The organism is Paenibacillus sp. BIC5C1 (assembly GCF_032399705.1).
GTDB classification, from domain to species: domain Bacteria; phylum Bacillota; class Bacilli; order Paenibacillales; family Paenibacillaceae; genus Paenibacillus; species Paenibacillus taichungensis_A.
Genome location: NZ_CP135922.1, coordinates 938,475 through 957,885 on the forward strand (window position 1 = coordinate 938,475; position 19,411 = coordinate 957,885).

The 19,411-nt window shown below is 45.7% G+C and carries 19 protein-coding genes; 14 read left to right on the plus strand and 5 right to left on the minus strand.

Going from position 1 to position 19,411, the window contains the following annotated elements:
* Positions 1 to 7: 7 nt before the first annotated feature.
* The 7 genes from RS891_RS04360 (at position 8) to RS891_RS04390 (ending at position 7,971) form a co-directional block, all read left to right on the plus strand.
* Positions 8 to 1,954 (plus strand): ABC transporter substrate-binding protein, encoded by a 1,947-nt coding sequence (locus tag RS891_RS04360; protein ID WP_315794544.1) that lies wholly within the window; start codon positions 8 to 10, stop codon positions 1,952 to 1,954.
* A 95-nt stretch (positions 1,955 to 2,049) separates the two neighbouring features.
* A complete protein-coding gene (locus RS891_RS04365; protein WP_024631276.1) occupies positions 2,050 to 3,048 on the plus strand; it encodes an ABC transporter permease in 999 nt (332 codons plus the stop codon).
* Positions 3,048 to 4,196 carry an ABC transporter permease gene (locus RS891_RS04370; RefSeq protein WP_315794545.1) on the plus strand — a complete coding sequence of 383 codons (1,149 nt, stop codon included), beginning with the start codon at positions 3,048 to 3,050 and terminating at the stop codon, positions 4,194 to 4,196. The genes RS891_RS04365 and RS891_RS04370 overlap by 1 nt, the downstream gene beginning before the upstream one ends.
* Positions 4,197 to 4,228: 32 nt before the next feature.
* On the plus strand, positions 4,229 to 5,269 hold the full coding sequence (locus tag RS891_RS04375; protein ID WP_315794546.1) for an ABC transporter ATP-binding protein: 1,041 nt from the start codon (positions 4,229 to 4,231) through the stop codon (positions 5,267 to 5,269).
* Positions 5,269 to 6,315 (plus strand): ABC transporter ATP-binding protein, encoded by a 1,047-nt coding sequence (locus RS891_RS04380; protein ID WP_315794547.1) that lies wholly within the window; start codon positions 5,269 to 5,271, stop codon positions 6,313 to 6,315. Before RS891_RS04375 ends, RS891_RS04380 begins: the two co-directional genes overlap by 1 nt.
* 87 nt (positions 6,316 to 6,402) lie before the next feature.
* On the plus strand, positions 6,403 to 7,434 hold the full coding sequence (locus RS891_RS04385; protein ID WP_113055668.1) for a LacI family DNA-binding transcriptional regulator: 1,032 nt from the start codon (positions 6,403 to 6,405) through the stop codon (positions 7,432 to 7,434).
* A 33-nt stretch (positions 7,435 to 7,467) separates the two neighbouring features.
* Positions 7,468 to 7,971 (plus strand): MgtC/SapB family protein, encoded by a 504-nt coding sequence (locus tag RS891_RS04390; protein ID WP_113055669.1) that lies wholly within the window; start codon positions 7,468 to 7,470, stop codon positions 7,969 to 7,971.
* A 103-nt stretch (positions 7,972 to 8,074) separates the two neighbouring features.
* On the opposite strand, the gene RS891_RS04395 is transcribed toward RS891_RS04390, so the two are convergent.
* Together RS891_RS04395 and RS891_RS04400 are read right to left on the minus strand one after the other, a co-directional pair.
* Positions 8,075 to 8,287: a DUF6366 family protein gene (locus RS891_RS04395; protein ID WP_064642138.1), complete on the minus strand. Its 213-nt coding sequence runs from the start codon at positions 8,285 to 8,287 to the stop codon at positions 8,075 to 8,077.
* Positions 8,288 to 8,409: 122 nt separating this feature from the next.
* Positions 8,410 to 8,979: a hypothetical protein gene (locus RS891_RS04400; protein WP_315794548.1), complete on the minus strand. Its 570-nt coding sequence runs from the start codon at positions 8,977 to 8,979 to the stop codon at positions 8,410 to 8,412.
* 293 nt (positions 8,980 to 9,272) lie between these two features.
* Here RS891_RS04400 and RS891_RS04405 point away from each other — a divergent pair, with 293 nt between their 5' ends.
* The 7 genes from RS891_RS04405 (at position 9,273) to RS891_RS04435 (ending at position 15,173) form a co-directional block, all read left to right on the plus strand.
* A complete protein-coding gene (locus RS891_RS04405; protein WP_113055672.1) occupies positions 9,273 to 9,752 on the plus strand; it encodes a GyrI-like domain-containing protein in 480 nt (159 codons plus the stop codon).
* Positions 9,753 to 9,888: 136 nt separating this feature from the next.
* Entirely contained in the window at positions 9,889 to 10,338 is a 450-nt protein-coding gene (locus RS891_RS04410; RefSeq protein ID WP_315794549.1) for an SMI1/KNR4 family protein, read from the plus strand.
* A complete protein-coding gene (locus tag RS891_RS04415; RefSeq protein ID WP_315794550.1) occupies positions 10,335 to 10,856 on the plus strand; it encodes a hypothetical protein in 522 nt (173 codons plus the stop codon). The genes RS891_RS04410 and RS891_RS04415 overlap by 4 nt, the downstream gene beginning before the upstream one ends.
* A gap of 122 nt (positions 10,857 to 10,978) precedes the next feature.
* Complete coding sequence (locus RS891_RS04420) at positions 10,979 to 11,344, plus strand: hypothetical protein (RefSeq protein WP_315794551.1); 366 nt, start codon at positions 10,979 to 10,981, stop codon at positions 11,342 to 11,344.
* 33 nt (positions 11,345 to 11,377) lie between these two features.
* Positions 11,378 to 12,595, plus strand: coding sequence for a sialidase family protein (locus RS891_RS04425; protein WP_315794552.1), 1,218 nt, complete (start codon positions 11,378 to 11,380; stop codon positions 12,593 to 12,595).
* A 264-nt stretch (positions 12,596 to 12,859) separates the two neighbouring features.
* Positions 12,860 to 14,089 (plus strand): glycosyltransferase family 2 protein, encoded by a 1,230-nt coding sequence (locus tag RS891_RS04430; RefSeq protein ID WP_315794553.1) that lies wholly within the window; start codon positions 12,860 to 12,862, stop codon positions 14,087 to 14,089.
* A 4-nt stretch (positions 14,090 to 14,093) separates the two neighbouring features.
* The gene (locus tag RS891_RS04435; protein ID WP_315794554.1) at positions 14,094 to 15,173 is read left to right on the plus strand and encodes a glycosyltransferase family 4 protein; all 1,080 of its coding nucleotides are present in this window, start codon (positions 14,094 to 14,096) and stop codon (positions 15,171 to 15,173) included.
* Between the two features lie 321 nt (positions 15,174 to 15,494).
* Here RS891_RS04435 and RS891_RS04440 read toward each other — a convergent pair whose 3' ends face one another.
* From RS891_RS04440 to RS891_RS04450, 3 genes are all read right to left on the minus strand, one after another.
* Complete coding sequence (locus tag RS891_RS04440; RefSeq protein ID WP_315794555.1) at positions 15,495 to 16,706, minus strand: alginate O-acetyltransferase AlgX-related protein; 1,212 nt, start codon at positions 16,704 to 16,706, stop codon at positions 15,495 to 15,497.
* A 14-nt stretch (positions 16,707 to 16,720) separates the two neighbouring features.
* The gene (locus tag RS891_RS04445; RefSeq protein ID WP_113055676.1) at positions 16,721 to 18,142 is read right to left on the minus strand and encodes an MBOAT family O-acyltransferase; all 1,422 of its coding nucleotides are present in this window, start codon (positions 18,140 to 18,142) and stop codon (positions 16,721 to 16,723) included.
* A 117-nt stretch (positions 18,143 to 18,259) separates the two neighbouring features.
* Positions 18,260 to 19,411, minus strand: a complete 1,152-nt coding sequence (locus RS891_RS04450) for a hypothetical protein (RefSeq protein ID WP_315794556.1) — start codon at positions 19,409 to 19,411, stop codon at positions 18,260 to 18,262.

The following is a 19,411-nucleotide window of genomic DNA, read 5'->3' on the forward strand; positions in this document are numbered from 1 at the left end:
GTTTAGCTTGAAAAGGAAAAGCAACTTGTTAATTGTTCTTGTCCTAATCACGACAATACTGGGGGGATGCTCTGCATCTTCGTCTAACAACGAAAATGAGGAATCGACAGTGAAAGAACCTGCTGTTACGGACAACAGTGCCAAAGAAGCCCCGATGCTGACAAAGCTTGTCGATGAAGGTAAATTGCCTGCCCTGGCTGAGCGGCTGCCAGCTTCCAAAGACATTATGGTTGAAGAGGTCGTCGAGGAAATCGGGCAATATGGTGGAGATTGGAACATGCCTTGGACTGGTGTTCCTGATAAGTGGGGAATAGGCCAACCGACAGAGGAAGCGCTGTTTCGTTTCAACAAGGAAGGAAACAAAGTTGAACCAAACGTAGCCAAGAGCTATGAAGTGAATGATGATTCCACCGTGTTCACCATCCATTTGCGAGAAGGCATGAAATGGTCCGACGGTGTTCCTTTCACAGCGAATGATGTTCTCTTTTATTGGGAGCATATGTTGACCAAAGAGACCTTTGGCAAAAAGATCTATGATGCTTATTACTCTGTTGACCCTGTTACCGGGGATAGAGCGTTGGCTGAAGTGAAGAAGGTGGATGACTACACGTTTACCGTAACTCACAAGTATCCAAGTGTGCTCTTCCTGGAACGTGTGGCCATTGATAACAAGTGGTTCTTCGCTCCTGCACACTTTCACAAAACCATCCTTCCTGAGTTCGTAGGGGATGCCAAAACATTGGAGATTACGAAGCAGTGGGGCTATGAAGATCCCAAAGTATTCTTGATGGAAACCGGGTATACGGACTGGCTGCATTACCAGATTCCTACACTCCGAGCATGGGTGCCAACCAATGATCCTAATGGCGATCAGTTTGTCATGGAGCGCAACCCGTACTACTGGAAAACAGACAAAGAAGGCAAACAGCTCCCGTATATTGACCGGATTGTAGCGACAAAGATTCAAGATCCGAGCCAAAAGGTACTTGGAACGCTTGCCGGTGATTACAACCTGGTGATCTTTGATTCCAAAGACTTCACGGTACTGAAAGAGAATGAGAAAAAAGGTGACTACCGGATTATCCCTTGGACACAACCAGCTTGGTCCAGCGCGGGAGTACAGTTAAACCAGACTACGGAAGATCCGAATCTCCGCAAACTTTTCCAGGACATTAAGTTCAGGGAAGCACTCTCCATTGGGGTAGATCGTAACCAGGTGTCTGAGATTGTCACCAGTGGACTGGGAGAACCGATTCAAGCTTCCGTACCCGAAGGCGTAATGGGCTTTCAGGAAGGGTGGGCCCAGCAGTGGGCGGAATACGATCCTGAACGCGCAAACCAAATTCTTGACGAGTTAGGCTTGAACAAGCGGGATAAAGACAACTTCCGTATGAACCCTGATGGTTCCGAGTTGACGCTCACGGTGATTGAGAGCACGACCGATACAGCACCATTCCTTGAATTGCTTAAGAAATACTACGAGGATATGGGGCTGCGAACGAACCTGAAAGTGGTTGACGGAGGCACACATTTTGATATGAAATATGCCAACAAAATTCCGATGACTACCGAGAATATTTCTGTCGTCAACGTAGCTTTCCGACCGGATACAATGGTTCCGCTCCGTGTTATAACACCATGGTTCGGCCATTACGGCCTATACAGCCAATCTGGCGGCAAGGAAGGTGTCAAGCCTGAAGGGGATGTCGCTAAAATCCTTGAGTATTGGGAAAAAGTGAAAGCAAGCAAGACACTGGATGAAATCAATCAGTATAGCAATGAGATCGTGAAACTGCACCAGAAGAATCAGTGGGTAATCGGATATGCGGGACCAACTCCGGTTCTGATTACAGCCTCGAATAAAATTCATAACATCCCTACGGATCTTATCTGGTCCGATGAGTATCGCTCGCTGGGTCAAGGCCATCCGGCACAATTTTTCATCAAGCAATAGCTGGTGAAGCATTCAGGTAAACAATAGTGAGGAGGGGCTTATCCTTGCTATTGTTTCCTTTTGTATCATTCACGCGGTGCAGAGGAGAGGAATAGATGTTTGAATACATTTTAAAACGAATCCTGTTGGCCATTCCTGTTGTTGTTGTGATCTCCTTTATCGTCTTCTACATTATTCAATTGCCACCTGGCGATTACGTATCCTCCTACTCGGCCAAGATGTCCGCTTCCGGCGATATCATGACCCAGGCTGAGATGGATGATATGCGGGCGAATCTGGGGCTCGATCGGCCAATCTATGAACAATATTTCGTTTGGGTAAAGAAAATCATTTTGCATGGCGACTTTGGTTTCTCGTTCAACTACAACAAACCGGTGATGGCGGTGATCCAGCAGTATATGGGACTGACTCTGGTCGTCTCGCTGGTGACAATGGCCTTCCATTATATAATTGCGATTCCGGTTGGGATCTACACGGCGGTAAAGCAGTATTCTGCGGGCGATTATTTCTTTTCCGGCCTGAGCTTTATCGGGATGGCAACGCCCAACTTTTTGTTAGCCATTATTCTCATGTTCTTTTCCTATAAGTGGTTCGGTAATCCATTGCTCGGCTTATTCTCCAACGAATACGTGAATGCGCCGTGGTCCATGGACAAGGTAAAAGACTTAATGCAGCATATGGTGATTCCGGTTATTGTAATCGGGCTTTCGGGAACTGCAGATCTGATTCGGATCATGCGCGGACAAATGCTCGACGAGTTGAACAAACCGAATGTCATTACAGCCCGTGCCAAAGGCTTATCAGAGATGCAAATCCTGTTCAAGTATCCGACACGTGCAGCCTTGAATCCTATTGTGAGTACCTTTGGCTGGTCACTGTCCTCCATCTTTACCGGCGCTACCATTACAGCAATCGTATTGAACCTGCCGATTCAAGGGCCAGTTATGCATAATGCATTGCTCGGTCAAGACATGTATCTTGCTGGAACCTTTTTATTGATCATGGCTTTGCTGACGGTTCTCGGAACACTGATTTCCGATATTTTGCTGGCTTGGCTTGATCCCAAAATACGTACAGAGTTCAGAGGATCCTAATGATGAGACCACTACCGTTATTTAAAGGTCAAAGGCCGGCAGCCCCTGTTACAGCAGCACCCAAAGATACTGTATACAGCTCGCAGTGGCGGCTGATATATCAGAAATTCAAGAAACATAAGTTGGCCCGGATCAGCATGTACATTCTTGGCGCATTTTACATCATCGCACTGTTCGCACAGTTTATCGCTCCGTATGGGCTGCAAAGCTATGACAGCAAATACGTGAATGCTCCGCCAATGGGACTGCGATTTGTCGATGCGGACGGCAAGTTTCACATCAAGCCGTTTGTATATGAATTGAAGAGCGAGCGTGACCCCGAAACATTGCGTAAAATGTTTGTCCCGGATACCGAAAAAAAGCATTTCTTCAAGTTCTTTGTGAAGGGAGAAGAATATAAGTTTCTTGGTCTGATCCCCATGTCGACGCATTTGTTCGCTGTAGATGAGCCAGGGCGGATATTCCTGCTGGGTACGGACGGTATGGGGCGTGACCTGTTCTCCCGGATCGTGCTGGGCAGTCAAATCTCACTAAGCATCCCGCTGGTCGGCGTAGGCATTAGCTTTATTCTGGGTTTGATTATTGGAGGCATCTCCGGTTATTTTGGCGGCTGGATTGATTCCATGATACAGCGCATCATCGAAATCATCCGTTCCTTTCCGACGCTGCCATTGTGGATGGCACTGTCTGCTGCAATTCCGCCACGTATTCCGGTCGTGACCATGTATTTATACATCGTGATCATCTTCGCTTTTATTGGCTGGACCGATCTGGCACGTGTGGTCAGAGGCAAGTTCATTTCGTTGAAGAATGAAGATTATGTAATCGCTGCAAAGATCGCTGGTGTAGGGGACGCAAAGATTATTGTCAAACATCTACTGCCAGGCTTCATGAGTTATTTGGTCGTAGCGACAACCCTGGCGATTCCAAGCATGATTCTGGGTGAGACGGCTATGAGCTTTCTCGGTCTTGGCGTACGTTCGCCGGCAACCAGTTGGGGTGTGCTGCTTCAGGAGGCGCAAAAAATTGAAAATGTGGCCCTTTATCCATGGAAGCTCATTCCGCTCGCTTTTGTCATTCTGACTGTATTGACCTATAACTTCATCGGCGATGGCTTGCGCGACGCGGCTGATCCGTACAAAAAATAATTGTCCAAATACTAGGCAAGCGAGGGGATAGCATGGCAACTCAAGCTGTTGATAAGGAGCAACCTTTACTGTCCGTTCAAGACCTGAAGATTCGGATTCAGATGGAAAATGGCGTCATGAATGCCGTGGATGGAGTCGACTTCAATATATACAAAGGCAAAACCCTTGGGCTTGTGGGGGAATCGGGCTGCGGCAAAAGCCTGACAAGTCGGTCGATTATCAGCATCAATCCCAAGGAATGTGAAACGAGTGGAACAATCACTTACAATTCCGACTCGGAATCGAATCTCCATGGTCTGAATCTTTTGTCTCTTAAGCCGACAGGCAAGCAGATCCGCTCTATCCGTGGCCGCAAAATCTCGATGATCTTTCAGGAGCCGATGACGGCCTTCTCACCGATGTATACCATCGGGAATCAAATCATGGAAGCGATCCGAATTCATCAGACGAGGAATAAGAAAGAGGCCAAAAAAATCGCGTTAGAGATGCTAAGCAAAGTCGGGATTTCCGATCAGGCCAAGCGTTTCGATCAATATCCGCATGAATTCTCGGGAGGTATGCGTCAGCGGGCGATGATCTCCATGGCATTGTCCTGTAACCCCGAAATTCTGATTGCGGATGAGCCTACGACAGCGCTCGATGTGACCATTCAGGCTCAGGTATTGGAACTTATGAAAAGCCTGCAGGCGGAGTTTGGCATGGCCATTCTGCTGGTGACCCATGATCTGGGTATTATTGCGGAGATGTGTGATGAGGTTGCGGTGATGTACCTTGGAAGAATTGTTGAGCAGGCACCGATGAGGGAAATCTTCAACAATCCGAAACATCCCTACACGAAAGGGTTACTTAAATCAATGCCCAGGCTGGGAGGGAATAAAAGTAAACGGCTGGATTCCATCGAAGGTTCTGTTCCGATGCCGGTCAACATGCCTCCGATGTGCGGATTCTATGATCGCTGCAAGGACAGGATTGAAGGTGTATGTAATCAACAAGCTGTACCGAAAACCGCGATTTCCGACCAGCATATGGTCAGATGTTTCTTGTACGCGGACCAGAGAGAAGGAGAAGCATAATGACCAAACCCATTCTTGAAGTCCTCAAACTAAACAAAAGCTTTCAAGTCAAATCCAAAAAAGCCCTGTTCAAAAAGCCAAAACCCATTCATATTCTAAACGAAATTTCATTTGAACTCCTTGAAGGGGAGACGCTCAGTATTGTCGGGGAATCCGGGTGTGGAAAAACGACGCTCGGACGCTGTATCGTTAGAGGTGTGGATGCTTCTTCAGGCAGTGTAGTCTATCATGCGGAAGATGGAAAAGAAGTGAATTACCTAAACTTGAAGGGCAAAGAGATCAAAGCATATCGCAAGGATATCCAGATGATTTTTCAGGACCCGTATTCCTCACTCAGCCCCCGGATGAGCGTATTCGATATTATCGCCGAGCCGCTGATTGCGAACTTTAAGCTGAGCAGGACTGAAGTGGAGACGAAGGTGATGGAAATTGCCGAGAAAACAGGTCTGAATGTGAGTTATCTGAAACGTTACCCACATGCATTTTCGGGAGGACAGCGGCAGCGGATAGCCATTGCGCGTGCGCTGATTACACAACCCAGACTGATTGTCTGTGATGAAGCGGTCTCCGCGCTGGATGTATCGATTCAGGCTCAGATTATCAATCTGCTCAAAGATTTGCAGGAGCAATTCAAGATCACATATATCTTCATCTCGCATGATCTTTCCATCGTACAGAACATTTCCGACCGAGTGGCGGTTATGCATCTGGGCAGAATTGTGGAACTGGCGACAACGGAATCATTGTTCTCGAATCCTCAGCATCCCTATACGGAGGCGCTAATGTCAGCTGTGCCCCAACCGAATCCGGATTATAAAAAAGAACGAATTATACTGGAGGGGGAAGTACCGAATCCGGCCAATCCGCCAAGTGGCTGTCATTTTCATCCCAGATGCTCGTATAAGACGGATAAATGCATCCAGCACGTTCCTGAACTCCGTGAAGTAGGATATAATCATTTTGCTGCCTGTCATTATGCAGAGCAGCTTCAGCTTCGCGGCGTTCCGATCGAGACTGAGGATGAAGTGCAGTCCAGGACATCCTAACCAGCGACATGTACCTGACGATACCATCAGTCATCTTTGAACTCGCGAGGACGAAATCGAACTAGTGTTGAGGAGAGGTTGTTCCTAATGGCAAAGATTGATGATGTAGCCCGTCTGGCGGGTGTATCCAAGGGAACGGTATCTAACGTATTCAGCCAGAAAAGGCCGACGAGCAAAAAGGTAACCGAGAAAGTGCTGCAAATTTCGAAGGAATTGAATTACGTGCCGAATCATATTGCTAGAAGCTTGGTCACCAAGAAAACAATGGCGATCGGGCTTACGATTCCGCACGGAAAATTCTTTTTCAGCGTGTTCCATAATCAGTTTATCAATGGTGTTATTCTGGAAGCTTCCAATTACGGATATCGGGTGCTTCTGGACATGATTGCTGCCGAAGAGGTGAAGACACCTTCACTTGCGAGCTATCCTATTGACGGTGCCATTGTGCTGGGACCTACAGAAGAGGATGACCGGATCAATCTGCTGTATCAGCATGACATTCCGTTTGTCACGATTGGTAAAATCATTAACAAGGGACTTCAGGGTGTATCTACCGTCAACAATGATAATAAACAGGTCATGCGCGATATTTGCGATTATTTGCTTGGACTGGGTCATCGGAACATCATGTTCCTGAACGCCGGGGAGCAGATGACTGTTTCCATTGAACGGTCGGAAGAGTTCGTCCGTGTGCTGCAGGAGCATGGTGTGATGATCCAGCCTGGAATGATTCATTATAAACCGGGTATTCATTCAGACAAGTATATTAAATATGGCTATGACGAGACCCTTCACAATGTGAAGAATCCCATGGGAAGGGTTACGGCTATTATTGCAGACGACGACCGTACTGCATTTAGCGCCCTTAATGCCATCAACGACGCAGGTCTTCGTGTGCCGGAAGATATCTCATTATTTGTAATCTGTGGTGATCAGTCCATGATGCATCAGGTAAGGCCTTCTTTGACGGGAATGGATCTGCAACCATCTGAGCTGGGTGTTCAGTCGGTAAGGCTGCTTATGCATAAGCTCGGTATTCTGGAGGGATCGTACGAGAATAACAGGATCGTGCTTAGCAAAATAATAGAAAGAAACTCTTGTGCCTCGATCAAGAATTAGCAAGAATGAGTTTCGGATGTCGTGAGGTTAAATATGATAACGTTTACATCCTGGGTGGGCAACTCTGTACCTTTTGAGTATTATGTTCGAATTCTAATCAGTGCTGTGCTCGGGCTGTTAATCGGATTTGATCGGACCCATAAGAACAAACCGGCAGGCGTAAAGACGTATACATTTGTCACGGTCGCTTCTGCACTCATTACAATCGTATCCATTGAGAGTGTTGAAGTGTACGGACAACTGCACAACCGAACGATGATGGACCCGATGCGTCTGGCGGCTCAGATTGTTTCGGGCCTTGGTTTTCTCGGAGCAGGACTCATTATGAAGGCCGGATTTGAAGTGAAAGGTTTGACATCGGCAGCAATGATCCTATTTGCAGGTGGAGTCGGTATTGGTACGGGCGCTGGTTTCTACGGAATTGTGACCTTTTCGATGGCGGTGGCTTTCTTTTTCATCCGGGTTGGGGGTTGGATTGAGAAGTGGGAGCACAAGAAGCTGGTGGCAAAGGAAGAAAAGAAGGACTTGAGTGCTTAAATGTTTGAGTATTTTCTGCAAACGAATAAGCGTATTCGATGGAAAGCTTTGAATACGCTTATTTATTAAAGTAGTGAAGAATGCATAGTTATCCCTATCCTCATTAAAACACTAATTTATAAATTACATACCCTATTACCAATAATATAATGAGGATTCCAGTTCCTTTCCATCCCAAACCGCCAACTAAATCTGCGAAGCTTCCAAATTGAGCACGATTTATCCCATCACCAAACGTACCCATGGGGTTTCCCTTTAATTCTTCTTGTCTCAAACGTTCTCTTTTTTCTTCAGGTGTTTCTTCTCGAAAATCCATGTAACCACTCCCTGAGATTTGATTTTTTTTAGTAAACAGAACCTATAATCAAATAGAGCACAGGTGATCCGAAGTAAGTCAGGAACGCTTTGTGCTCTTGTTGTATTCAAATGTTGTAGGGGTTATGGTTCGATACTAAGATCGAAATTGGGCTCACACATATAGTCGATCGGGTAGAGATCATCTCTCGCCGATATTAATGCACGAAGGTGCAGGTAACGATTATGGGGTTGCACCACAACATCACCGATAGAATAGGGGACAAGTTCAGCTACGACGAAAACGTCCTCTGCGTGGTTACATTTGAAGATTACGTTGTTCGGATTACATACTTCCTCCATATAACTGTAGGTCATGACATGGAAGGAACGTGCTTTCCAATTCGTCTTAATCACTTTATAGGACTGCGTCCGCACAAGATTGAGGTAACGCTCCAGTGAAAAGGTATGCTCGAACTGAGTGATATACCCCTTTTTATCCACATCAATCGTAAATTCTACGTCATAGCTTACATGAAACTCTTCCTTGTACGTTCCCTTCATCATCTTCATCGCATTAAAATATGATCCGAATTCGGGATCTTCTACATAGGGAATGGCAATGAGTTCAGCGTTAATGTGATGAGTAATCTCGCTGTTGCTGGAAATACCCGTATTAAACTTGGTAGGCTGAAGGTCAATTGACCCAATCATGCTCCCGGGGAAACCGGGACTGCAACTTATTCGCATAGTCATCCCCTTCGTTGTTAGTTAATCATTAGACGAAAGAATGAAGGTAAAGTTGCTCCAGAATAAGGAAATTGAGGCTGGGTATGAATGAACCTATTTCCAATCGCCTTGCTCTTTTGATACAGTATTCATAGTAAAACCCGTGAGGATATATTGTATATCGAACAATCACTTCAAGAACTGATGCACAATGCGTGCGCGGAGGCACGTTTCGATCAGATAATAATAATTCGTTTATTTTGAAAGGAGCCCATTCCATGAATGTGAAAGATAACTTGATTGAACAGCAGTCCCTAACTTTCGTAGGCATTAAAAGAACATTCTCTTGTGTGGATGGCGAGAATTTGAGAGAGATTCCAAAGATGTGGCAGGAAGCTTTGGCGGACGGAATAGAAGATCGTTTAAACGAGTTTAATAACGGGGCCGTCTCCGGTTTGGTCGGCATTTGTATAGATCAAAGGGAATTACATAGCGATCAAATGGAATACTGGATCGCAACCTCACACTCCGGGGAAGTACCTGAGGGTTTGTTCTCAATAGAGATTCCCGCGTCCCACTGGATGGTGTTTGAAGCCGATGAGTTGGCGCCAGAAGCGATACAGCAGTTGTGGAAGTATATTATGAGCGAATGGTTCGGAGCCACCCCTTACAAGCACGCAGGAATTCCGGAACTTGAGGTATACCCTGGTCAGGGTCTTCCTCCTCAAGTATGGATCCCTGTTAAACCGTTATCGTGATTTAACGGATAACATCGATCGGAAGGTAGTTCTGTCATTGGAGTGGCAAGTGTAAATAACCTTTAGTTCAATTATATAGTACTAGAGGGTTTACTCACCATGGCTGCATCATGTTCTATTCATTAGGAGGCTTAATATGTTATCCAATAAAGTAATTGATTATTGTCAAAATCAGGGCTGGTGGCATGAAGATGTGCCGGCAGAGTACGAAGAAGCCTTACGTAAACTGGGTATTGATCTTGAATCTGATTTTGCACATTTTTATTTGCATGCTGATGATGGTCCGACCTTTTACAGCAGACATCAGGAGATCTATCAGATCTGCTGGGTGATGGAAAACACCGTATATTTGGAGGACATGACGGTGGCTCAACTCACGTTAGGATTGCCAGAAGCCTACATCCCGCTGGACAGCTTTGAGGGCGAGGGTGGATTCTTTTATAACCGCCAAACGGGAGATGTGGCTCTGGTCGAGCTTGGTGAATCGATTGAACGTTTCCTGAGTGGTGAAAGTACACCGCAGTGGGCGAACTTCAATACCTTTTTGGAATGGTATTTCGAACTGGAGGAGGAGGTTGCGGAGTGAAAGATTTGACGCCGGAGCATCCCGAACTGGAGAGACGAATTATTGAAACGGTAGAAGCAGGCAATGTTCTGGATGAAACGCAGCAGCATGAGCAAGCCCTGATCTATTATGATCAGGCTTGGGGGATGCTACCTGAGCCAAAGACGGACTGGGAAATGGCAAGCTGGATCGCTTCCTGTCACGTGAATGCACATATGGACATGGAGCAATACGCGCTGGCGAAGCCATGGGCTGAAATCGCACTGCAAACGCGAAGCTCGGATATTAATACTGGGCCGTGGATTGAGCTGGGTATAGTCTGCATGAGGCTAGAGCAGCATGATGAAGCTTTTGCAAATTTGGACCTGGCGTATGTATATGGCAAGGAGAGAGCGTTTCAAGGAAGCCCGCGTGGCGTTTTGCAATATTATAAGGAACAGAAGGCGAAGCGTGAACGAAACCAAAACACCTTCAAGAGAATGAAACCTTGTCGTAAGACAGGGAGATCATCTTGGAGGTGTTTTTGCATTGGCAACTAGAGTGAAACTAGATAACGTGTCACTCTGGCTTGAATTCCACGAATCACCTGATCACCTTGTCCAAGCACAATAAACCCTCAATTCATATAGTTATAGCAAACCAAAAAAAGGGGGTGAAGCTCATGGCAACCACAACAGGTATGATTACGAACACAGGAATTACCCCAGCAACGACCGTAATCATTAACATCGACAATGACAACCTTAGTTTTTCATCAAACGTGGTCTATCACATTTACGTATGGAATACAATTTTTAGTAAAGCTTTAATCTACGCCGGCTCATTGAATATTAATGCGAACACTAGTCAGATTCTCAGTTTTAATATCGCAGGCAATTCAGCTTATGAAGTCCAATTCCTTGTAACTGGAAATGCACCGACAGACACAGTTATTACGGTATTCGGAACGGACTCTTCAGGAAACGTCATCCCTCATCAAAGAGTGCTGCAATCCGAACTTACCTTCATAGCTCAGCTGAACCCGTAGGTATTGCAGTACCAATTACGAAAGGATATTGATATGGTTAATATTCAAATTTCGCCAAGCACAAGCGCTCAATTCGAGCCCACCATCGCGGTGAATTGGCTCAATCCTTCGGTTATGGTTGTTGTAGCCGTAGATCTTTCATCAGGTCCTCCCATTATAGGTTTATACAAATCTATTGACGCAGGTGCTACGTGGACAACAACGTTATTACCGCTACCCACAGGATTTGCAGGCATCGAAGCACCACACATTGATTATATTTTTCCGAATACGTTCGTAGTGTTGGCCCATGCCTTCGATTCAGACGGTCTCAGCGGGTCGATTGTTTCCTATACATCAGTCGACAACGCCTCTTCATTCGGGACGCCAGTTATTGTGAATCAAGGGTTTGGACAGTTTGTGAATGATGACCAGGTGGTTGTTGTCACTGACAAGGCTGGATCAAGTCCCTTCTTCGGAAATGTATATACCGGTTATACTCATGATTACAACACGCAATTCATACCAGGAAATACGATATTTTTCAATCGCTCCCTAGATAGCGGTAATACCTATTCCAGTCCCTCCCTGCTGTCTTCGATTGAAGAATTCGAAGAATTCCCCGGCATCGCCATTACATTAAATGGGATTGTCGTCGTGGGTTGGATCAATCAACCTCCTGGTGATACAGATCTTAAAATTCGTACTTCACCGGACGGTGGAGTCACTTTTACCAATGAAACGATGGTTGATTCCGTTGTGGTTCCGCCAGACCCATTACCGGGATACCAATTTAGATGTCTGACATATCCTTCCCTCGCCGCGGATATTTCTAATGCACCGACGACGCAAGGTAATGTCTATGCTGTATGGCAAGACTTTCGGGAAGGTTATTCCGATATTTTTCTTGCTACTTCCACTAATTTTGGTGTGGATTGGGGGACACCAATACCCATTACGGGAAGCCCAGTGGGATCTCAAAACTTTTTTCCAGTCATAACTGTGTCCCCTACGGATGGTGCAATATTTGTTACCTATTACACGAATCAGGTTGATCCCCTCAACATTGATGTTTATCTAGCTACATCGAGAGATGGAGGATTGACTTTTACGAACACCCGTATAACGACAACTTCCTTTGATGTCACCGGCGATGTCTTGATTGGGGACTACATTGGCAATGCGATTGTCCCTCAAACAGGCCGTCTAGTGAGTGTATGGACGGACACGCGGACTGGTACGGAGAACATCTGGTTTGGTGATAATCAATGAGCTATTACCCATGTAAATTAAGAATACCCTCATGTAATAAAGGATGCCGAGCTAACAAATGGCATCCTTTATTATTTTAAATAAGAGACAGCCAAACCAATTTGAATGAATATAAGTCTGACTGAATTATGCGAAGTCGCGGGCTTTATCCAAAGCGGGCTCCGTTTTTACTTGCTCTACTTTTTGGGCCAAGGGCGTACACACAGGCAATCTGCAGGGAATGTAATAAACTAATTTCATACTTGTAGAGAAAGGGTGGGGAAATTGCCGGATGTAGGGATTGTAATGCCTGTGTATACGCAAAAACCAGACTTTTTGCGAAAAGCTCTGAAGTCTGTTTTACAACAGATATTCACCGATTATGAACTAGTCATTGTAATAGACGGTGACCCACAGATGGAGCCCATTGTCAAAGGATATACCGCCAGTGATCCGCGGGTATCCGTGATCTCATATCCGACTAATCAAGGTGTAGCTCACGCGCTTAATACCGGATTTAATGTACTTTTAAGTAATCCTGACATCAAATATTTAACTTGGGTATCAAGCGACAATATATATGATCCACACTTTCTGGAAGTTCTTCGTGCATCCTTAATTAAGGGACCGCAGTCATTAGGCATTGTATATAGTTCTTTTCAAAGCATAGATAATGAGGGGAACCTTCTAAGTGACGAGCACCATTTGGCTGCTCTTCGACAATATCAAGGCCAGTCCAAAGAGAAGCTGCTCGATTCTTCAATTATCGGTGTTTCTTTTATGTACAAAGCCGAACTCGCCAAAATTGTTGGTGAATACCGGATGCAGCCTGTTGAAGATTATGAGTATTGGCTGCGTCTGGTAGAACACTGTGAGATTCGCTTTATTCCGGTGGAACTTATGCACTATCGTGTGAATTCCCCCTTCAGTGTATCGATACAGCTCCATGCAACAGAGCATCATCGGAGATGGAGATATACCTATCATTTAGCCCGTTTACAGGCTCGTTGCCGTAGAGAAATCGCTCCTGTTTTAACGGTCCTATATCCGGTACAGACCGCAGAACTTTCCCACATTAAAGCTGTGGAGGATATGTATGAACAGACTTTTAGCAACTATATTTTTCGGGTAATGGATTTGTCGCATGATGGCCAGCCTACATCCGTACTTGCAGAGATTTCACATCCAATAACCGAGTTTATATGGATGCCAGGCGCATCTGTTCAGCATGCTATATACCGAATGCTCTTAAGTGTAACTACCCCGTACACTATAATCTATGGTCCTGAATCGTTTACATCCTATATGGATATCCAGTATTTGATGGAGAACCTGATTAAAAATGATCATCTGGCTATAAGCAATTATTATACTGAGGATCATACTCTAATCGGTTATCGTAATAAGGGTGTACCAAATGTAAAAAAAACAAATACCAACGAACTCTTCAAGAGCGCGGAATTGCTGGAGCTATATAGTCAGATTATGATTACAAATACAGATGAAAAAGAGTGATAATATGAAAGTATTATTTACGTTCTTTAATCCAAGCGGGGGGATGGAAACCTTAAACCGGGTAAGATGTGCAGCTCTAAACGCAAGGGGAATTGAATGTCATATGCTGTACACTCATGATGGCGAAGGTCGGAGGAATATTCGCGATTTTCCCGTTCATCTGATTCACAGCAACGAGGATATATCCAATTTACTATGTTCACAAAAGTTTGATTTGATTGTAGTAAACTCGGATATTGACCTGGTAGAGCAAATCAGAATTCTTGGTTATAAGGGTTTGATGGTGTTCGAACTGCAGGGTCTTGGGGAGCTGGAGGAAGCTAGAGCGGTTATTGCTAACTATGCAGGCCGGATCAGTCTGTATACAGATGCCCTGCTGTATCCAGAGACTGCCCATTTAAAGAAGTTACTAAAGGAATACCTTCCTGCAATGCCGCATTACTGTTTTGATAATCCTGTTGGTCTTCCTTACTTCGAATATACAGCATATCCACCGAAAAATTATCCTGTTCTGGCGTGGATTGGGCGAATTCAAGCCAATAAAAATTGGAAGGAGTTTCTACAGATTGGAATGCAGTTGCTACGTAGCCAGCCAGAAATGTATTTATGGATTTTTCAGGATGACACTTTAGCTGATCCAGAAGAGAAAGCCCGATTTGATCAATTTATCGCTGAAACAGGGATTGCTTCCAAACTGATAATGTATTCAAACATTCCACATGAGCATATGGCCGATTACTTAAGTATCATTGGTGACTCCGGGGGTTTGCTGTGTTCCACCTCTATACTTGAAGGATTTGGATATGCAGTGGCAGAAGCCATGTTATGTCGTTGTCCTGTGTTGTCCACCGATTCAGACGGAATCCGCAGGTTGGTTATTCATAATCAAACCGGAAAAATATACAGCAGAGGGAATATAGAGGAAGCCGTTTCGGAGGCATTGTTATGGATGAATAATCAGGTTTTTAGAACTTCTGTTAGACACGAAGCCGAGGAGCATGTCCGAGTTAATCTGAACCCCGAGCTATACGTTACAAGATTCCTTACGATGTACACATCAATGTTAGGTAAGATAGCCCGTTAGAGGAACTGTTGAACTTAAAATTATGATGATTTGCAGTGGTTGAGACGTGGATGAGATGGAAATGAAAAGGGAAGGCATTACCATGAACATGTACCTTAAAGGAACGCCCGCTGATAATGCCCTATGGAGTCGTTTCATTCCACACTAAAGTCGGAGGTTCTACCTTGAGGATCTGATGTGTAGAACAACTGCCAAGCATCGTATGCATACGCGATAACAGGATTTCCTCCCTAATAAAAAAGGGATAAAAGAAATCTGGGGATAACAATGATCGGAAGATTATTCTGCCACTGTAGTGGTAAAGTATGATCCTTCACCGAGTTAATCTTTCGCCCCGTAAGGGAAAAATTCATCGACGAGATCCTGCGGCGAAATGGACACAAAGACGTGATCCAGGTCGGTTTTGCTGGCGAAATCCACGATGTCTCCCGTATAATACCGTGGATCAATCAGGTAAATCTCAGACACGACGGTCGACAGGAAGGAGATCATTGGCACTGCGAGAGAGTCCTTGATGAACATTACCTTGAGTCCGTTGGGCTTGTCTTTGTTCACCACATGAACGATTCCCTGATTTCCGTAGAGGTACGTAAAGTACTTGTCAGCGGTTAGATCATAGGTAGCTCCTTGCACATTCAGGGGATAGGTCGTGAGCAGAGCGTCCTCAAAGCGACCGTTCAATGTAGCTTCCGTCTCGCCGGTCTTGAAGTAGAAGGAATAGTCCGTTTTGAACTTCGGATAAATCAGGTCAAAGTCATCGTCACCCGCAAAGTATTTCCCGGCTTTTCGCCCCTGTGATCCAATGAAAATATCCTGATACGGAACCACATTATAGTTATTTAAGTCGGTGAAATAATGATCCGGGTCCAGCGGCTTATCGTACATGCCGTCCAGATGATTCACGAGCTGGCCAAAGGCCCAGAACGCGGTCTTGATTTTCCAGTGGTGATCCGTGGTGAAAAAGAGATCCTTTGCCGGAATACCACTTTCCAACAGACCTTCGCGCAGATCCACCGTATCGATGCCATCCTGCTTGAGATTGGCGAGAAAGCCATCGGCTGTTTCGTTGTTATAATTGTAAGGAATGCCTTCCGGGAACTGGGTATAACCACGTACGTATTTGTCGGGTGTCATTACATAGGTTAGCTTCGTTTTTGGGGCCAAATGAGCTCCCAGTGCAGCAACCTGATCGGACAGATCTTTCGTATCTGTCGGCTCTGTCGCGAAGTAGGTATAGTGCAGTTTTCCCTCCATGTCTTTTACGACCTCGAAGTTGTTCTCCTCGTTCTTCCACATGAGTGACTGCATATATCCGTACGCTTCCACGAAGCCGAACTTATCGAAGACATGTTCATTAATGTCGTCATCCAGTTCGTGAATCAGTTCTTTGGCTTCAGAATAATGATAGTCCGCTGAGGCCAGCGTCTTTTGGATCGGCCCGAAGGATTGAATAATGTTCAGAACAGAGAATGTCACGAGCACGAGAATGAAGAGGAAAGCCGTGATTCTCTTTTTGGCAAAAAAGTTGTGCATGCTTGTGCCTTCTCTCAGAAATTGAAATAAATAAACGGATTGTATGTACCTTTGACCAGATACGATACACAGACCAGAAATAAAACGATGATTGTGACCGGGTACACCAGTTCCAATGGTTTGCTGAAACGTGCGCCGTCCACCATCAGTTTGTTCATTCGTGTGGCAATTGGCATGCAGAACACAATACCGAGGATGAAGAAGAGTGCGTACTCTCTCAGGAACATCCAGGTTGTATCACTCCAGAATCCATTGCCGTACAGTCCGAACATATTGCCCAGATAGTTGCCAGCTTGAAGCAGATCCGGTGAACGGAAGATCACCCACCCGATGACCACAATAAACATCGCATAGAGATGCCGCAGCGGGTTGAAGCGGGTACCTTTATCAAAGTTAGAGATTTTCTCCAATGCAATGAATGCGAAGTTAATTAATCCCCAGACGACAAATGTCCACTCCGCGCCATGCCACACGCCAGTCAGTCCCCAGACGATGAGCAGATTGCGAATCATTTTATCCTTGTTGGTGACACGTGATCCCCCGAGTGGGAAATAGACATATTCTTTGAACCAGGTGCCGAGCGAGATATGCCAGCGACGCCAAAATTCAGTGATGGAGCGAGAGATATACGGATATCTGAAGTTCTCTTCGAACTTGAACCCGAACATGAGGGCTAGACCAATGGCCATATCGGAGTATCCTGAGAAATCAAAATAAATCTGCAACGTATAGGCGATGGCTCCAAGCCATGCCAGACTTGCCGGAATATCCGAGGTGCCACCCATGCTAAAGATGTGATCTGCGACAATCGCCATGCTGTTGGATAACAGCACCTTTTTACCCAGACCCACAATGAAGCGGCAGCAGCCGAGTGCGAACTTGTCCCAACTTTCCTTACGGTTGACCATCTGGTCTGCAATTGTGTTATAGCGCAGAATCGGTCCGGCAATGAGCTGAGGGAAGAAGGAGATATACAACGCCACATAGAAGAGGTTTTTCTGCACAGCACCATGTCCGCGATACACATCGATGACATAGGAAATTCCGTGGAAGGTGAAGAACGAGATCCCTAGCGGTAACGCGATATTCGGAATATTTAATCCAAAGCTTGTATTCTCATTCACAATACGAAGTGCAAAAGCCATGTATTTGAAGACAAACAGCATACCCAGATTGACGATAAGCATCAACGTAATGATGGTGTAAGCGGCATTCCGTCGTTCTCTGAACTTGTTCACAAGCAGGGCGAAGATATAGTTGAAACAGATGGAGGCCAGCATGATGAGGACAAACCACGGTTCACCCCATGCATAGAAGAATAGACTGGCAACCAGCAGCAGCATGTTTTTGGCCGTAACCGAGAATCTCAGTATGTAATACAGCCCCAGCACAAGCGGCAGAAAATAAAATAGAAAGATTACACTGGAAAAGAGCACTGCCTTTCCTCCTTGAGGATCATATAAGAGAGCACGTTGTATCTATTGATGCAACAGGCTCAAGTAAAACAGACAGACACCCGCATCTCAAGATGCGAGTTGGTCTGCAAGGGTCGTTCACATGCGAAAAGGACGCCGTGCTTGTCGATCATTCCGGGACCGTCGCTTTCTGGTACCCTGAGTATTCCGTTGTCTTCTCCACATCCAGTAGAGGACGAGTCCATGGATTCCGGCAGCAGTTAACAAGAGTCGAATAAACCATCCCACCGATGTTTTTATCAGTGGGTCCGCAGGGTTGAGCACCTTGGTAACTTCGGATGGGTCAGGAATAGAACGTGGCGTCCCGTCGTTCTCCTGAACATTCATGGCCGAAGAGCGATCCAGCATGATGGTCTTTGTCAGATTCCATTTATTATTCACAAGTGCATGTATGGTGGTCTGCTCAGCAGCGACATCGGTATGAAGTGTCAGCAGTCCATACGGTGTAATGGATACTCCCTGCACGGGGGTGTCGAGCTGGAATGTTACTTCGGGTTTTTCTTCTGAGGAGAATTCAACACTGTATTGGGCAATGGATTCTCCGGCTACAGGTTTTACCACACGTTCGTCACCAGTCATTTGTATGGTGGTGAGCCCGTTCTCCACCACAGCTTGCTTTTTGGACAACGGCTTGATGTTGCCGATGCGGAAGCTCAGTTTGGTGTTTTCGGGAGTTGTGGTTGTAATGCCCCAGCCAATGACTTTACCCAAGTTCACCTGACCTGCCGTGCTGGCCTTGTCCTGGACCATTAGGCTGGAAAAGGGGATGCGGATCTGTCCGACAAATCCCGGTTCCAATGCAATCAGGCCGGATATCGGGCGGACCAGTTCAGCCTGTCCGGTTGATTTCTCGACTACGATGACGTTTCGGTCATCAGACACAGTAAGGGAGGTTTTATCCGCTCGGGTCAGTACGATATTAAGAGGCAACTTTCGGTCCGATTCATTGCGGATGGAGAAGGTCAAAGCCCCATAGCCTGACCAGTCTCGATTCTGCAGCTCATAGACGTAGGCCGAATAGTATCCTTTTTTGAGCCCCTGAGTGGAGGTCTTAATTTGGATACTGCCTTGGTTATCAACGCTGGCGTCTACTTTGGCTCCATTGTTCCATTCATGGAGTGTACTCCCCTTCACCTTAAGCTGCTCTGCCTGAACAGCCTGAATGGGATACACGTTCCACAACACAACAAGACTGGCGACAAGTGTAAGTTGTTTCCACTTCTTGATCAT

Bases quoted from the DNA above. Each gene is read 5' to 3' on its own strand.
- RS891_RS04370 (WP_315794545.1), top strand. From the start codon at position 3,048: ATGATGAGACCACTACCGTTATTTAAAGGTCAAAGGCCGGCAGCCCCT.
- RS891_RS04380 (WP_315794547.1), top strand. From the start codon at position 5,269: ATGACCAAACCCATTCTTGAAGTCCTCAAACTAAACAAAAGCTTTCAA.
- RS891_RS04425 (WP_315794552.1), top strand. From the start codon at position 11,378: ATGGTTAATATTCAAATTTCGCCAAGCACAAGCGCTCAATTCGAGCCC.
- RS891_RS04450 (WP_315794556.1), bottom strand. From the start codon at position 19,411: ATGATCAAGAAGTGGAAACAACTTACACTTGTCGCCAGTCTTGTTGTG.
- RS891_RS04365 (WP_024631276.1), top strand. From the start codon at position 2,050: ATGTTTGAATACATTTTAAAACGAATCCTGTTGGCCATTCCTGTTGTT.
- RS891_RS04400 (WP_315794548.1), bottom strand. From the start codon at position 8,979: ATGATTGGGTCAATTGACCTTCAGCCTACCAAGTTTAATACGGGTATT.
- RS891_RS04405 (WP_113055672.1), top strand. From the start codon at position 9,273: ATGAATGTGAAAGATAACTTGATTGAACAGCAGTCCCTAACTTTCGTA.
- RS891_RS04385 (WP_113055668.1), top strand. From the start codon at position 6,403: ATGGCAAAGATTGATGATGTAGCCCGTCTGGCGGGTGTATCCAAGGGA.
- RS891_RS04420 (WP_315794551.1), top strand. From the start codon at position 10,979: ATGGCAACCACAACAGGTATGATTACGAACACAGGAATTACCCCAGCA.
- RS891_RS04390 (WP_113055669.1), top strand. From the start codon at position 7,468: ATGATAACGTTTACATCCTGGGTGGGCAACTCTGTACCTTTTGAGTAT.
- RS891_RS04395 (WP_064642138.1), bottom strand. From the start codon at position 8,287: ATGGATTTTCGAGAAGAAACACCTGAAGAAAAAAGAGAACGTTTGAGA.
- RS891_RS04410 (WP_315794549.1), top strand. From the start codon at position 9,889: ATGTTATCCAATAAAGTAATTGATTATTGTCAAAATCAGGGCTGGTGG.
- RS891_RS04440 (WP_315794555.1), bottom strand. From the start codon at position 16,706: ATGCACAACTTTTTTGCCAAAAAGAGAATCACGGCTTTCCTCTTCATT.
- RS891_RS04435 (WP_315794554.1), top strand. From the start codon at position 14,094: ATGAAAGTATTATTTACGTTCTTTAATCCAAGCGGGGGGATGGAAACC.
- RS891_RS04375 (WP_315794546.1), top strand. From the start codon at position 4,229: ATGGCAACTCAAGCTGTTGATAAGGAGCAACCTTTACTGTCCGTTCAA.